Below are 14043 nucleotides of genomic sequence, written 5' to 3'. Positions count from 1 at the left end.
CGTGGGAGCGAGGGCGTTGGTCAATTGCCGTCGTCGCCCTGGAACGCGGCGCCCAGTTCATAACCGGTACCAGGCCGCTGGTACGTCAAGAGCCAGACTCGGAGATATTCGGGTCCAGTAACTGCTCGGAAGTCGAGCACCTACGCGACGGCTGCAGGACTCCCGGCCGCCCGCGGTGCCGGCGAAGCGATAGCGCCTATTGTGTGCGCCAGTTGAGGCTGGAATCGAACACGTAGGTCGAATAGCCGTCGTCGCGCTGGAAGGCGGCGCCGAGCTCGCCCACCAGCACCAGCCGGCTCGTCGCGTCCGGAGCCGACCCCTCGGCCATCTTCAGGCCGGCCCGGGTCTGGATGTAGCGATCGCCGGCCGTGTTGACGCCGGCGACCTCGATCGGGAAGCTGCCGATGTCGCGAGCGATGTAGCTGACGAAGCTGGGGTTGCGCGAGACCTCGTAGAGATAGGGCGACTGCACCTCGCCGCCCGCAGCCTTGGCGGCACAACTGGCCGTCCATTGCGGACTGAGCGCCGCCTCGAGGATCAGGGCCTGCGTCGGGCGGTCGAGATCGGCGAGCGAGAGCTCGCGGGACACGCTCAGCAGATCGAGCCAGAACAGCGCGCCGGTCACGTTGGATTGGTTGAGACGCGACTGGTACCAGCAGGGCTCGTAGGCATCGGCCTCGGGGACGGCGCCTGCCAGTAACGGAGCGTAGCGCTTTGCCAGCGGCTGGGCCGGTCCGGTGAGGCTGGAGCTTTCGAGCGTCCGCAAATCCTCTCCCAGCGCCGAAGCGGCGGACGAATCGCCCAGAGTGCCCTGCTGCCAGCGCGTGACGAGTTCGCGGCCCAGCAGATTCACATCGGCGGCGGGGATGACGGGGCCGCCACCCGGGGAATCGGAGGTTGGTTCGGAGCCTGCGTCGGTGGGTGCTTCGGGGCGCGTTTCGCGGCTCACTTCGGAGCTCGCCTCAGAGGGCGCCGGTTCGTCATCTGCCACGGGAAGCCCGAGCAGGCCCGCGACGTTGATCCCCTGCCGCTCCTCGCGCGGGCTGGCGTCGCGAGCTTCCGCACTCGCGGCGAGCTGGCTCGATATCTCGTTGGCGAAGACGTCGGAGAGTTCGAAGCTGCCGGTCTTGAGGCGCTGCAGGTCGATGGCGACATCGCCGGTGACGCCGGTGCCGGCACCGAGATAGAGCGCGGCCTTGGGCTGCTCGGCGGCGGCCTCGACCGTGACGCCCGGGCTCTGCAGTTGCACGAAGGATCGCAGCGGGATGATCGACGCGAACTGGGTGGCGTAGGACTGCAGGAACCCGGCCCACGAATCGATCTTTTCGGTCGGCAGCGCACCGCTCGCCTCGATCAACGGACCGTCGATGCGAAGCAGGACGAGCGGCTTGATCTGGGCGCGGTCCGCCAGGGCTTCGACCTCGGCAAGCAAAGTCGGCGCGGTGCGGATCTGCGAATCGATCGATGCAAGGCCCGGAACCTGCTCGCGAACCATTTCGACGAGGCTCGTTGCGCGGTCCGGATCGAGGATGACGCCGGTGAGGGTCAGCACGCCGACCGGCGACAGCGCAAACTCGACGCCCACATTCTCGGTTTCGAGCAGGCTCGCGACTTCCTCCCTGATCGTCGCCAGCACGGTGAGGCGGGTGCGCACGGGGATGCCGGTGGCCTGCACGGCCGCGACAACACCGCGACGCTGAGCGGCGTCGTCCACAAAGCCGGTGAGAGAGAGGCTCTTGTCCAGTTCCTCGGTCAGCGTCAGCCGCGCGCGGAAATCGAATACGGCCAGCGCCTCCTCGACGATCGCGAGACTGGTGCGTACCGCCTCTTCTTCGGGCTTGGGGGCCTTGGGCGCATTGAGCGCGGCAAAGCCAACCCCGACCGAGGCAACGCCGAGCGGAATGGCGATGGCAAGCAGCACCGGCCAATGCCGGCGGGTCTTGGCGGGCTGGGCCTTGCGCGGCTTTGCGGAATAGAGCCCATCGGGGTCGTCGCGCTCGGCATCGGTGATGCTCGCCCAGTTCGCAACGCGTGGTCCGAGCGCAAAGCGCGTCGTCCCCACGGTCACGATGTCGAGCGGCTCGAGATCGACCGGCGCGCCGCCGGCTTCGAGCACAATGCCATTGCGGGTGCGCACCTGTCCGGCGCCGCCGGCGATCTGCATCTTGCCGGCGCGGATAGCGAGACGTGCATGAGCAGGCTTCAGGCTGACATCGAAGAACTGGATGTCGTCTTCGTCGCCCGAGCCGAGTGTGTAGTCACCCTCGCGTAGTGCGATGTCGATACCGGCCTGGACGCCGGTCAATATCTTGAGAACAACCCCCGTCGGATCTATGGCTTCCACCATAACCTGCCCCACCAGTCACGCGGCCGCGCGCCACGCACCCGTCAACTTCACGGCTACCGGATTCTTGCGAGAATCGATAGCGGTTTTCCCCACGGCCCCGTCGGTTAGTGTATCGTTCGCGCGCTTGTTCGCAAATCGTCGCAGTTTGACACTGCTGAGCGTTGCGAAGTCTTGGCATTCCGGAGAAAATGCGGTCGCCGTGATCGCCCGGTGTCTTCCGGAACCGTCGGCGGCGTCTTGGGGGGCATCCGATTTACAGCCGGCTGAGCACATTGCCGCACTTCCGCGCGTCCAGCTTCGGCGGCCTCGATGCAGAGGCCGAGGCGGCGCTCGACGGAGCGACGACGCATCGCATCCTCGGGCCGAACGAGTTCATCTACCTGCAGGACGACGACGCGACCAATCTCTACTTCGTTCGCTCGGGCCATGTGCGGCTTTCCTACCTGCTCGAGGACGGCTCGCCGATCCTGTTCGGGGTGCTGCCGGCCGGCCAGAGTTTTGGCGAACTGGGCATATTCGAGGATGGCCAGCACGCCGACATGGCGACCTCGATCGGCACCAGTTCGGTCTACTGTATCCCGGCTGCGACGTTCCGCTCGCTCCGCGCGCGCTTTCCGGCACTGGGCGAGGCACTGGCGCGCACGATCGCCCATCGCTACCGCTCCTATATCCTGCTCACCCGGATTCTCGGACTCAAAACCCTGCAGGCGCGCCTGTCGCAGTGCCTGCTCCGGGTCGCCGACGGGCTGGGCGACAGGGTCGACACCATGGGCCGCCAGGTCCTCCAGGTCGGCGCGTTCGTTACACAATCCGATCTCGGCTTGATGGCGCGCGGCGCGCGCGGCAATGTCAACCGGGCCCTCAAGGCCTGGGAGAAAGAGGGCTGGATCGCGATTCGCGATCGCAACATCCTCATTCTCGATCGCGACAGTCTCGAAGCCATCGCCATCGACGATGGACTTGCCTGATAATGAGGGAACCGGCCTGATGACCGAGAACGATATTGCAGAGGCCTTCGACTTCACCGACCTGGGCGAGCAGTTGCGCGGGCCGAATGGCGCGGATATTGCCGCCGCCACCATTGCACGACTCGGGCAGCTGAAGGATGGGGTTGCGGGCAAGCTCGCAGGCGGCCTTCCGCCCGGCGAATATGAGCGCCACACGGCGCTTTCCGAGGCGCTTGCGGCGGCTCAGGCTGTCATGGTACGGATTTCGTCACTTATTACAGTAATTCCGGGCGGGACCTTGGGGGCCGCACCCGCAAAGAAGGGGGAATAGCATGCCTGGCAGCACGATTCAAAATTGGGGCAGTGACCTAGTTACTTCAACGGGCGGCGCCGATACGGCAAATTATGTCAGTACGAACGGTTTCGACCTGATCTGGCGGCAGAGGGAACTGCAAGCACAGATGTCGGCAGTTGAGGCCGACATCCGCGAAATCGAGTCCAACGCCAACCTCTCCGACACCGAGAAGATGTTCTCGATGCAGATGGCGATGAATACCTGGTCGGCGATCAGCAACCTGCGCACCAACATGCTGAAGACCGTCGCCGATACGCTCAAGTCGATCGCGCGCAACGTCGCCTGATAGCGGGCTGACGCACGAGTTCCGAGGCACATCCGCCGATCGCGGGTGTGCCTTTTTCGTTGCCCCGGCCGCTCCCTGTCACGTTGATGACTGGCTGCGGCAGGACAGCGTGATAGCTTTCTCCATCGTTCGCCAGCAATGAGCGGAACCATGTCCGGTTCGATCGAGACCCTGCGGCAGAATGTTGCCGCGCTCAACGTCACCTCGCCCACCGGCGCAGAGATCGCCCGCGAGGTGCGCGGCAGCTATCGCGGCGAGCAGGTTGCGACCAGCACCGAGGCCTCCAAGCTCCAGGACGCCGCCGAGGAACTCGGCATGTCGGTCGCGCATCGCGCCGACAAGCGCAGCCTCGACCGGCGCGAGGTGCGCCAGGGCGCGGGAGCGACGCTCGAGGCGCTCGCACGCATCGCCGACTATTACGACAAGCTGCCCGACATGCCGCGCGAGGACCAGTTGCGCAGCCTCGTCGAGCAGCTGGAGAATTTCGAGCGCCTGATGAACGAAGGCGGCAGTGGCGGTGGCGTCACCACCGACGATATCCTCAAGGCGTTGCAGCAGTTCGACGGCGACGTGACGCACCAGTTCGCGGGACTCGACATCGCCCGCGAGTTCTTCGCGACGACCGGCGCCAGCGACGACTTCATGATGCTGCTCGAGCAGGCGCATGCCGAGTTCAGCAAGGGCGATCTCGGGCGCGAAGTGCGCGCCGGACTGGCCTCCGCCAAGGAAGCGGCACAGGCCACCGTCACGCTCGAGACGGATCCGGCGGCGGTGCGCGAAGCCTATCGCTCGCTGCTGCGCGAGACGCGCAACATGGGCCAGCTGTTCCAGGCATTCCAGCGCTTCGACATGATGAAGAACTTCGACGAAGTGGTGAGCCTGTTCATGTCGGTGGCGGGGCAGGACCTCGCGAGCACCGGGCCTTCGACCGACTCCACCTACCTCCACACCCTGCTCACCGAGCTCTCCAAGCTCAAGCTGATGCAGAGCACCGTCAGCATGGCCTTCGATCTGGTCAAGACGACCGACCGCCAGCTTACGTCGGGGGAGCGGCCGGAGGGCACTCCGGCCGACGTCGCCGAGCGCATGCTGCTGTTCGCCTCGAACGCTGCCGCCGGGCCCATGGAAGCGCGCGCCCTGCTGCAGCGCTACCTCAAGTGCTCGCTGGCGAGCCAGCTCGCCTTTGCCAACGGGTTGCGCGGCATGCACGGCGAGCTGCCCGACGAGGTCATGCCGCACCCCCAGGCGCGACTGCAGCAACGCACCGCGCTGCTTTCGATGCTCGATGAGCTCGTCGAGGAGGAAGAGGCCGAGTACGAGGGCCGCGTCACCCGCGAGGACAAGGATCAACGCGACGGCGCGCGCCAGTAGGCCGCGGCCAGCAAGGTGAGATGAATTGGCGTTCTCAAATCAGGCCCTTCAGGCGCTCGAAGGCTTCGCGGCGAGCCTGCAACTGCCGCTGACCCCGGCGGCGGATGGCAGCTACAGCTTCGTGTTCGAGCGGTCGGGCACGCTGACGCTCACGTCCACCGATGACGGGCAGCGCACATTGCTGAGTCTCGCAGCCCGCCCGCATCGGCTGGACGAGGAAATCGAGCAACGGCTGCTGGCGCTGGCCGGGCCGGACTTCACCAGCGAGCGGTTCCTGTCGACGGGGCTGACCCGTGACGGCGAGGCGATGTTCGTGGTCAGCATCGACGACAGCGAGATCAGCCTGCCGACGCTCGAAACCTGCATGCAGCAGCTGTTCGCGGCCCGGTCGGCCATCGCCTGATAGCCAGTCTTTCGTGAAAGTACGCTAGAGCGGCGTCTTCTGCCCCGGCTGCGAGTAGACGCTGGCAGACTCGATTTCGCCCGCCGTATCGACGGTCTGGCCGCGCTTGGCCTTTTCGAGCGTCAGGATGCTCGAGTCGTTGAGATAGTCCTCGAACGCGGCGCCATCGTCCTGCCGGTCGTCCTCGCGGATGTCGTCCCCGACGCGCTGCTGCTCGCGGGGCGCGTTGACGGGCAAGGGATCCTGCGTCCCCTGCTCCGTCTGGAACTGCGGAACGGGGACGCTGCTGGTACGCTGGATCGGGTCGACCATTGGTCAGGCTCCATCAGGGACAGTCGATTGTTTCCCGAGGGGATTGGTTTGTCCAGACCTGTAGCGGCGGCGCTCGATCAGGAGGACGGCGCAGACCCCGAGAATGGGGAAGCCGATAGCGGCCACGGCGCCGAGTGCGGAGGCAATTCGTTCCGCGAGGGAAGCGCCGGCGGCGGGTGCCGGCATGCCATCGGCACCGACCGCGCTCCCCTCCCCCTCCGTTCCGCCATCGAGGAGTTGCGCAAGTCGCTGGCGAAACAGGACCGGCTCTGCCCGCTCCGCATCGAGCGCGAGGAACTCCGGCCTCCACTCCCCGGTGGCATCCCGCAGTGCGCGAGGCACGCTCATTTCCGTGACGGGCCTGTTGCCGAGGACGGCCGTGACGTCGTGATAGAGCGCGTTGGAGAAGACGTAGAGGCGGACGGGTCCGCCAGGGATTGCCAACGAGGCAATCGCGTCCCCCCGCAGGCTTGTCGTGCCTGTCGCCATGCGAACATCGATGCGGTCTGCGAAGAGATCGATGCTCGTGCCGTCCAGCGCAGCATGATCGTGCAGCAGATCGACCAGTTCTCCGGCCGCCTGAACTTGTCGCGCGACGGTGTTCAGGTCCCGTGTCGCTTCGATCGGGCGGGCCGGGAGCGTGTCCGCCTTCTGCGCGAGGCTGAGAAAGATCAGCAGCACCATGAAACAGGCTGCGAACATGCTCGCGGCAAGATCGGCGAGGACTGTGAGGTCGAGCCGCCACGAAGTCATGCGGGCGCCCCCGAGGGTGTGCAGCCGACCCGGACAGGGTCGGCGATGTGGCGGCATTTGGGATCAAGACGCAGTTGCCGGATCGAGGCGATGCCGTGCGCGCCCGCGAGGCTGTTGAACAGGAACGCTGCCTCCTGCCCATCATCGGCGACGAGGAGGAGAACCTCCTCGTTGGATTCGCGCAGCGCCTGCGCCAGGTCCGCATCGGTGAGGATTGCATCGAGCGGCACGAGGCGCTCTTCGCCCTGACCGATGCGCAGCCCGGCAGCTTCGGCAACGAAGACGAGGGCCGGTTCGCTCTCGACGAGGATCGGGGACGTCAGCAGGTCGGACTTCTGCGAGGCAAGCGCGCCCGGGGTGCGGATCGCCGGCGCGAGGGACAGCAGAACGACGATGACGACGGCGACGAGGCTGAAGAGGATGTCGCTCATCGTCGCCGGCAGCGCCGTCAGGCCATCGTCGTCGTCGTCCTCATCGGACATGGCTGCCCGCCGCGAGCAGATGCCGCGTTTCGGCGATCATCTCGCCTTCGCGCCTTTCGATCAGCGCCAGCAGCAGCGAGGCAATGAGGGCGCCGACGAGGCCGATGAGCGTCGTCTCGAACTTCACGGAAAGCCCGACAAGGCTCGCGCCGATATCGAGATTGCCGGCGGCCTCGGGCCCGAGATTTTCCGGCAGACCGCCGATGGCCGCCGTCAGCCCGATGACAGTGCCGAGAAAGCCGAACAGCGGCAGGAAGGAAACGAGCGCGCGGATCAGCCGCCGCGACGCCAGGTGCAGCGCGACCAGCGCCGACTGGTGCCCGAGCAGTTCCTGCAACGGCCGCGTGTGCGAGAAGCGGGAAAGCCGTACGGCGACCTCGCTGGGTGGTGCACTGGCGAGCGTCCGGCGCAATGCGGCAAGCCCCTGCAGATCACCGGCAAGGGCGAGAGCGGCATCGACGATCGCGGCGATGACAATCGCGAACAGGGCGACGATGGCGACGTGAACGAAGGTCTCGCCGGCCAGCGCCCGTCGCGTGATCGACCAGGGATCGAGCGCGTCGGACGACAGGCCGGAGGCGTCGCCTATCAACTGATAGAACACGAGAACGAGGCATGCCCCGGTCACGATCGCGCCCGCCAGCGATTGCGTGCGCGCATGGGCATGGCGCGACGGCTCGCGCCAGAAGGCGACGAAGCGCTGCTCTGCATCGGCCGCCAGCACCCGGCCGGCAAAGAGCAGGACCAGGATCTGCGGCCAGACCATGCTGGCGTGAACGGCCGCCGGGATCGAGGTTCCGGCCCAGACAATCAGACCAAGCGGAAAAGCCAGCGCCACGATTGCCGCAGCGATGGCCGAGAGCCGCGCAAGCACACTCTCGTTCCCGTTCGGTATGCCGAAGCAGGCGAGAACCACGGCCGCGAGCACGAGGGCGGCCCCCGCCGTGAAAGCGATGCCCAGCGCACCCGAGTTGATCGCAAGATAGAGCGAGAAGGCGGTGGCAAGGCAGATGAGATAGGCGCGCCGATGTCGCGAGAGGGCGTCGGCCGTGTCGTGCAGCGCCACGTCGCTCATTCAGCCGCCGAGAGCTGTCCCTGACGGTTCATCCGGATACGCTCGAGAGGCTGGATGTTCGCGCTCGGAGTGAGCTCCTGGTAGGAGAGCACGGCGAGGCTCGGGAAATCGCGCTCGATGATCTTTCGCATGAAGCGGCGAATATCCATGGGCGCGAGAACCACGGGGCTCACTCCCGCCCGCTCGGTGGTGCCGACCGCATCCTTGATGCTGGCGATCATCTCGCGATGCACATCGGGCGAGAGGGCGAGGTAGGAGGCGCCGCTCGTCTGGCGCACCGCGCCGCGCACGGCATCCTCGATGTCCTTGGACAGCAGGTAGGCCGGGATGATGTTCTGGCCGCCCGAGAACTTGTGCGTGATGTAGCGGCCAAGCGCTCCGCGAACGTGCTCGGCGAGCACAATGGGATCCTTCTCGCGCTGCCCCCATGTCACCAGCGCCTCGAGCACGGTGCGCATGTCGCGGATCGAGATCTCCTCGCTGACGAGGCGCTGCAGCACATCGGTTATCGCTGTCGCGGGCAGGATGCGGGTGGCTTCGCGCACGAGCTCGGCGAAGTTCTTCTGCATCTGGTTCATCAGGAACATGGTTTCCTGCACGCCGATGAACTCGGCGGCATTCGCCTTGAGCATGTGGGCGAGATGGAAGGTCAGCATGCTCGACAGCGTCATGACCTGCATGCCGGCCCGCTCCAGCATCGGCAGGTGCTTGACGCTCACCCACAGGCTCGGCGTGTGCGGCAGGAAATCGGCGCCGCGCTCGAACGGGATGTTGAACATGTTGAGATTGGCTTCGGTCTCGCGGACCATCACGAAGCCGGGTCGCGCCTGCCCGGCCGCGACCGGAATCTCGTTGACGAGTATCCGGTACTCGCCGTCCTTGAGGTTCTCGTTCAGCCGCAGGTGAATGCCGGGGAACGGGACGCCAAGATCGAAATAGAGGGCGCGGCGGACGCGCGCCACTTCGCGATCGAGCTTTTCGGGGCGGATGGAGCTGCGCACGCTCGCCGCGATGTCGACGATCAGCGGCACGGTCAGGGCAAAGGTGACGTTCTCGACCGGACCGGTATCTTCGTCGTCGTCGGGGAATTTCTGCGGCGCGGCCTCGGGCGTGAGCGCGCTGGTGAGCGCCGGCATTTCGGCGGAGCGCCGCGTCTGTGTCGCCCTGGTCTGGCGACGCGCCATGAGGAAGCCGCCGCCGCCCGCGATGATCGCGAGCACAAGGAAGACGGGCCAGGGAAAGCCCGGCACCAACGCGAAGATCAGGAGGATCGCGCCCGTCACCTTCAGCGCGTTGGGCTGGTTCAACAACTGCTTGGCGATGTCGCTGCCGAGATCCTTACTGTCCTCGTTGGCGACGCGCGTCACGATGAAGCCGGCGGTGATCGAGACGAACAGCGCCGGGATCTGCTGGATGAGGCCATCGCCGATGGTGAGCAGAGCATAGAGGTTGAGCGCCTCGCCCGCCTCGAGCCCGCGCTGGAACATGCCGATGCTGACGCCGCCGATGAGGTTCACCGCGATGATGATGATGCCGGCGATGGCGTCGCCCTTGACGAACTTCATGGCGCCGTCCATGGCGCCGAAAAGCTGGCTTTCCTGCTCGAGCTTGCTGCGCCGGCGCTTGGCCTCGTCGAGTTCGATCATGCCGGCGCGCATGTCGGAATCGATCGACATCTGCTTGCCGGGCATGGAGTCGAGCGAGAAGCGCGCCGACACTTCGGCGACGCGTTCGGAGCCCTTGGTGATGACCATGAAGTTGACGATGGTCAGGATCAGGAACACCACGAGCCCGACCACCAGATTGCCGCCCACGACGAATTCGCCGAAGGTCTGCACGATATGGCCGGCATCACCCTGGATCAGGATGAGGCGGGTCGTGGTGATGGCAAGGCCGAGCCGGAACAGGGTCGTCAGCAGCAGAATCGACGGGAAGGCGGATAGCTGCGTGACGTCGGTCAGATAGACCGCCGCCATCAACAGGATGACGGTGAGCGCGAGATTGATCGCGATCAGCACGTCCACCAATTCCGTCGGCAGCGGCAGGATCATCATGAAGATGATGCTGATCAGCAGGACCGCGAGCAGCAGATCGGTGCGCTTGGAGAGCGCGACTAGAAATCTTTGCATGCCCGAACCCCGGCCCTTGTTATCCGGCACCGTCGCATGTCTGTTCTGCCGCTTCAATCACCAGCAGAAACAGCTCACTGGACAGTCAAACCCCGAGCCGGAGGCGGTTGCCGACGGTCAGGCCGGGCGACGGAGAACCGGGGGCGGTGGCGTCGAGCCCGTCGAGCGCCTGGACGATGTCGGAGATGGCGGCGAGGAGGCCCCGCGCAACGTCCTCGATGCGGTCGAGGCTGGCATCGCTGGCCTTGTCGCGGTTGAGCAGCATGGTGTGCAGCCTGCCGCTGGCGGCTTTTAGCTCGCTGGCGATATCCTCGAAGCTGCGCTCCACCGCGATTTCGCGCTGCCCCTGCTCGCCGGCAGCGTTCGCATTGGACGTGTTGAAGCTCGAAGCGGCCTGCGCGGCGATCGCCAGCACCATCGTGATGATGTCCTGGAGCTCGGTCAGCCCGTCGCTCACGCGTTGGCCAAGCGTGTTCTGGACGTTGGTGAAGCCGCCGGTGAAGCTCGCATCGATGCTGGCGAAACGGCTGTTGCCGGAGCTTTCGGTATAGGGGTCCGTCCTCAGGGCGCTGAGCTGGCTCCGCATGCTGGTCAGCTTGTCGCCGACGTCAGCGATGAGTATGGCGAGGCCCGTGGCTTCCGCAGTCTCCGCCGGAGTGGTGGCAAGCTGCGCCTGAAGGTCAGCGAGCTGCGCCTCGAGCGTTCCGATCTTCAGTTCGGCGATCGAGATCTCGACCGCCTTGCGCTCGCCCAGTGCCTCGTTGCGCGACGCCTTTACGGTGTCGAGGCTTGCCGTGACGCTGTTGATCTGCGCGAGGATCGCCGGCTTGTCCGCGTCTTTGGCTTTCGCGTAATCGTCCCGCAGGGTGGAGAGCTGCCCCTCGAGGCTGGAAATCTGGGTGTTGTAGCTGGCGATGGTCGCGTTGAGGTCGTTCCTGTCGTCGACCAGTCCGGCGGACGCCTCGCCGTAATCGGCCACACGCTCCGTCACTGTTGCGAGCCCCGCTTCGTTACGGGCGATCGTCTCCCTCAGCGCGTTGACGCCGTAGGCGCCGAGTGCGGAGGCCAGCTTGGCGAGCCCGCTGAGCGTCTTGTTCTTCTCGCTCTCGTCGATCGACAGCTCCAGCGTGAGCGATATCTGGGCGAGGATCGCCGCGATGTCGCCGGACGCCCTGGGCAGGCGCATGCCGAGCATCTCGAAGGCATTGCTGCCAATGCTGTCGTTGACCATCCAGAGCGGCGTGTAGCTCTGGCCGGTCGCTTCCGGCGCCGGGGCCTGAACGTTCTGGATTTCGGGCGTGGTTGTGGGGAGGCTGGGCGTTACGCTGGGAGTGAGGGTTACGTCCGACATTCATGCCTCCGGAGGCGAAGGATCGCGCTGGGGACAAACTACCCGGTCCGCGAGCGGCGGGTGTGCCAAAGATGACGGCTCAGCGCAGGGTAAGGCGCTCGCGTTTCGTGCGCCCGGCCCGCGCTTCCCTGATCTCTTCGGCAAGGGCCTCGATCTCGGCGTGGACCGCGCCCAGCAATGTGCCGATGTTGGCGAACAGATGCGCGATGGACTCCAGCAGCTTCGAGCGATTCGCCGCGCTGGCGGCGAGCTTCAGGATGCGGGCCAGTTGCGTGCGGTTGAGACCGAAATTGGCGAGATAGGTCAGCAAGGCGATGTCGTCCTTGCCGAGCTTTGGGTCCTTGGTTAGCTGCGCGACGAACGCCTTGGCCTCGGGGTCCTGCACCGGCCGCAGCGGAGGCCAGCCGGGCTGGAAGTGCGCGTTGAGGATGAAGGACGCGATGATGCCACCCAGTTCGCTTCGCATGGCGGCCGGGCTGGCAGCGCCCTCCCCCAGCCCGAGGCTCAGGAGGGCGCGCTCGACCACGGCTTCGGTCGAGGCGAGCGCATCGGATGCAGGCGCTTCGGACGAAGCGGCCACAGCATCGGCGATGGTATCGGCGATCGTCGTGCTGGTGGTCCCGGGTGTGGCGGCGACTGCCTCCCGCCGCAGGCCCGGTAACGACACGGCTCCGCTATCTCTGTCGGCATTGATCGATCTGGCGAGGGCAATATCTGCTTCGCCCGGAGCTTCCGACTGCGGCACGGCGGTGCCGGTGGTGCCTGGCATTTGCGGCTTGTGCTCCGTGCCCGCCGTGTGCGGCGGGTGGGGCGAAGCCGCGTCATCGAGCAGTGCCGCCATGGCGGTTTCGGATCTGACGAGCTGAGCGAGCACCTGCCGATAGGCTTCGGGCTGCAGGACCATCGCCTGCGGCAGCTTCATGCCCGCTAGCAGGCCTGCGACACCAGGCGGCTTTGCCTCGGGCTGCGCGAGGCGACCGGCGAGGAGGACATCGTCGGGGCTGGCCTCGGCAGGTTCGGCTTGTCGGTTCAGGGGGCCGGTGGACGTCGTCCCGGTCGGCGGCGGCGATTCTCCGACGAGGTTGCGGGCGATCTCCTGGATGAGCGCCATGCGATCCATCTGGAAGGCGACGCCCAGCCGGGACTCCATCTCACCTCTCCGCCTGTTTCTGGGCGCTCAGCGCCTGCTCCATGCGCGAAATCTCGTCCTTCATGCGCTCGGGCGTCGCTGCATCGGAAAGTCGCCGGAAGCGCCGGAGTTCAGCTTCGGCCGAAATGCGGTCACGGCGCTGGAGGGCAAGCTCGGCCGCATGAAAGGCCGGCACGGCCCAGTCAGGCCTGAGATCGGTGGCCATCGAGAAGGCCAGCGAGGCGCCGGCATAATCGCCCCTGAGACGCAGGCAGACGCCGAGCCCGACCCAGTAGTCGGCTGTCCCTCCCTCGGCGGCGCAAAGGGCCCGAAACAGCGGCTCGGCACGGTCGGGCCGGCCCGCGACGAACCAGCGATGGGCGCGCGCATAGATGAGTTCGGTGACGTCCGGCGGCAGGCCGAGGGCAACCCCGAGGCTCTGCCCCTGCCGCAACCGATCGAAGAGGCGACCGGCATCCACCCCGGCGGCGCCGAGGGCCTCGCCGCAGGTCTGCTCGAGCAGGTCTGCGTCGGTACCGGTGAGTCCGAACAGAGTGCCGGCATATGCCGTTTCGGCCGGTCCTGCGGGTGCGCTCACGGCTCGCCTATGGGGCGGTCGACGCAGCCGCTATGCGACCGAGCAGCAGCTTGGCTTCACCCGCGACTGCCTCATCGGATCCGGCGAGCGCGAGCGCGTCCTCGAGATCTTCCTTGGCTTCGGCGAACGCGCTGATCATCATGCAGCTGCGCCCCGAGAGCAGGTAGCCGCGTGCATCCTTGGGGGCGAGCGCGATCACCGCCGATGCGGCCTGCAGCGCCAGGTGGTGCTCGCCGAGCACGCCGGCGCAATTTGCGAGGCCGATCTGGAAATCGACATTGGCCGGCTCGCACAGCACGAGCGTGACGTAGACGCGCAGCGCCTCGAGAGGCGCTCCGCGTGTCATGTGGTTGCGCGCAACGGAAAGACCGATCCGCAGCTGTTCGGAACTGAGCCCGAGGCGATTGCGCAACTCGCCCCTGAGCAGGGCGGCAAGTGTTTCGTCATCGCCTGTCGGCTGCGTGGCAGATGCAACGCTCATCGTATCCCCCGGTTGTCGCTCGGC

At 66.3% G+C, this 14043-nt stretch carries 15 protein-coding genes; 5 read left to right on the top strand and 10 right to left on the bottom strand.

Features of this window, described 5'->3' with window-relative positions:
• Positions 1-196 precede the first annotated feature (196 nt).
• Entirely contained in the window at positions 197-2347 is a 2151-nt protein-coding gene (locus PRN20_RS04780) for an FHA domain-containing protein (RefSeq protein WP_273955923.1), read from the bottom strand.
• A 272-nt stretch (positions 2348-2619) separates the two neighbouring features.
• Between PRN20_RS04780 and PRN20_RS04775 the strand changes: the two genes are divergently transcribed.
• From PRN20_RS04775 to PRN20_RS04755, 5 genes are all read left to right on the top strand, one after another.
• On the top strand, positions 2620-3315 hold the full coding sequence (locus tag PRN20_RS04775; RefSeq protein WP_273955922.1) for a Crp/Fnr family transcriptional regulator: 696 nt from the start codon (positions 2620-2622) through the stop codon (positions 3313-3315).
• A 19-nt stretch (positions 3316-3334) separates the two neighbouring features.
• Entirely contained in the window at positions 3335-3625 is a 291-nt protein-coding gene (locus tag PRN20_RS04770) for a hypothetical protein (RefSeq protein ID WP_273955921.1), read from the top strand.
• 1 nt (position 3626) lies between these two features.
• Positions 3627-3935, top strand: coding sequence for an EscF/YscF/HrpA family type III secretion system needle major subunit (locus tag PRN20_RS04765; RefSeq protein WP_273955920.1), 309 nt, complete (start codon positions 3627-3629; stop codon positions 3933-3935).
• Positions 3936-4085: 150 nt separating this feature from the next.
• Positions 4086-5306 carry an HrpJ domain-containing protein gene (locus PRN20_RS04760; RefSeq protein WP_273955919.1) on the top strand — a complete coding sequence of 407 codons (1221 nt, stop codon included), beginning with the start codon at positions 4086-4088 and terminating at the stop codon, positions 5304-5306.
• 25 nt (positions 5307-5331) lie between these two features.
• Positions 5332-5709 carry a hypothetical protein gene (locus tag PRN20_RS04755; RefSeq protein ID WP_273955918.1) on the top strand — a complete coding sequence of 126 codons (378 nt, stop codon included), beginning with the start codon at positions 5332-5334 and terminating at the stop codon, positions 5707-5709.
• Positions 5710-5733: 24 nt separating this feature from the next.
• Here the strand turns inward: PRN20_RS04755 and PRN20_RS04750 are convergent, their stop codons facing one another.
• The 9 genes from PRN20_RS04750 to PRN20_RS04710 form a co-directional block, all read right to left on the bottom strand.
• Positions 5734-6021 (bottom strand): hypothetical protein, encoded by a 288-nt coding sequence (locus PRN20_RS04750; RefSeq protein ID WP_273955917.1) that lies wholly within the window; start codon positions 6019-6021, stop codon positions 5734-5736.
• A 3-nt stretch (positions 6022-6024) separates the two neighbouring features.
• The gene (locus PRN20_RS04745) at positions 6025-6774 is read right to left on the bottom strand and encodes a hypothetical protein (RefSeq protein WP_273955916.1); all 750 of its coding nucleotides are present in this window, start codon (positions 6772-6774) and stop codon (positions 6025-6027) included.
• A complete protein-coding gene (locus PRN20_RS04740; RefSeq protein WP_273955915.1) occupies positions 6771-7256 on the bottom strand; it encodes a hypothetical protein in 486 nt (161 codons plus the stop codon). The genes PRN20_RS04745 and PRN20_RS04740 overlap by 4 nt, the downstream gene beginning before the upstream one ends.
• On the bottom strand, positions 7246-8331 hold the full coding sequence (locus PRN20_RS04735; protein WP_273955914.1) for a MotA/TolQ/ExbB proton channel family protein: 1086 nt from the start codon (positions 8329-8331) through the stop codon (positions 7246-7248). Before PRN20_RS04735 ends, PRN20_RS04740 begins: the two co-directional genes overlap by 11 nt.
• Positions 8328-10460, bottom strand: coding sequence for a type III secretion system export apparatus subunit SctV (gene sctV, locus PRN20_RS04730; protein WP_273955912.1), 2133 nt, complete (start codon positions 10458-10460; stop codon positions 8328-8330). Before sctV ends, PRN20_RS04735 begins: the two co-directional genes overlap by 4 nt.
• Positions 10461-10545: 85 nt before the next feature.
• Complete coding sequence (locus tag PRN20_RS04725) at positions 10546-11811, bottom strand: hypothetical protein (protein ID WP_273955911.1); 1266 nt, start codon at positions 11809-11811, stop codon at positions 10546-10548.
• Positions 11812-11890: 79 nt separating this feature from the next.
• Entirely contained in the window at positions 11891-12961 is a 1071-nt protein-coding gene (locus PRN20_RS04720; protein WP_273955910.1) for a hypothetical protein, read from the bottom strand.
• A 1-nt stretch (position 12962) separates the two neighbouring features.
• The gene (locus PRN20_RS04715) at positions 12963-13538 is read right to left on the bottom strand and encodes a hypothetical protein (RefSeq protein WP_273955909.1); all 576 of its coding nucleotides are present in this window, start codon (positions 13536-13538) and stop codon (positions 12963-12965) included.
• Positions 13539-13545: 7 nt separating this feature from the next.
• Positions 13546-14019 carry a pathogenicity island protein gene (locus tag PRN20_RS04710; RefSeq protein ID WP_273955908.1) on the bottom strand — a complete coding sequence of 158 codons (474 nt, stop codon included), beginning with the start codon at positions 14017-14019 and terminating at the stop codon, positions 13546-13548.
• Between the last annotated feature and the right edge of the window lie 24 nt (positions 14020-14043).

This window comes from Devosia sp. ZB163 (assembly GCF_028613635.1).
GTDB lineage: Bacteria > Pseudomonadota > Alphaproteobacteria > Rhizobiales > Devosiaceae > Devosia_A.
The sequence above is the reverse complement of the archived record's forward strand: the minus strand, read 5'-3'. Positions and strand labels throughout refer to the sequence as shown.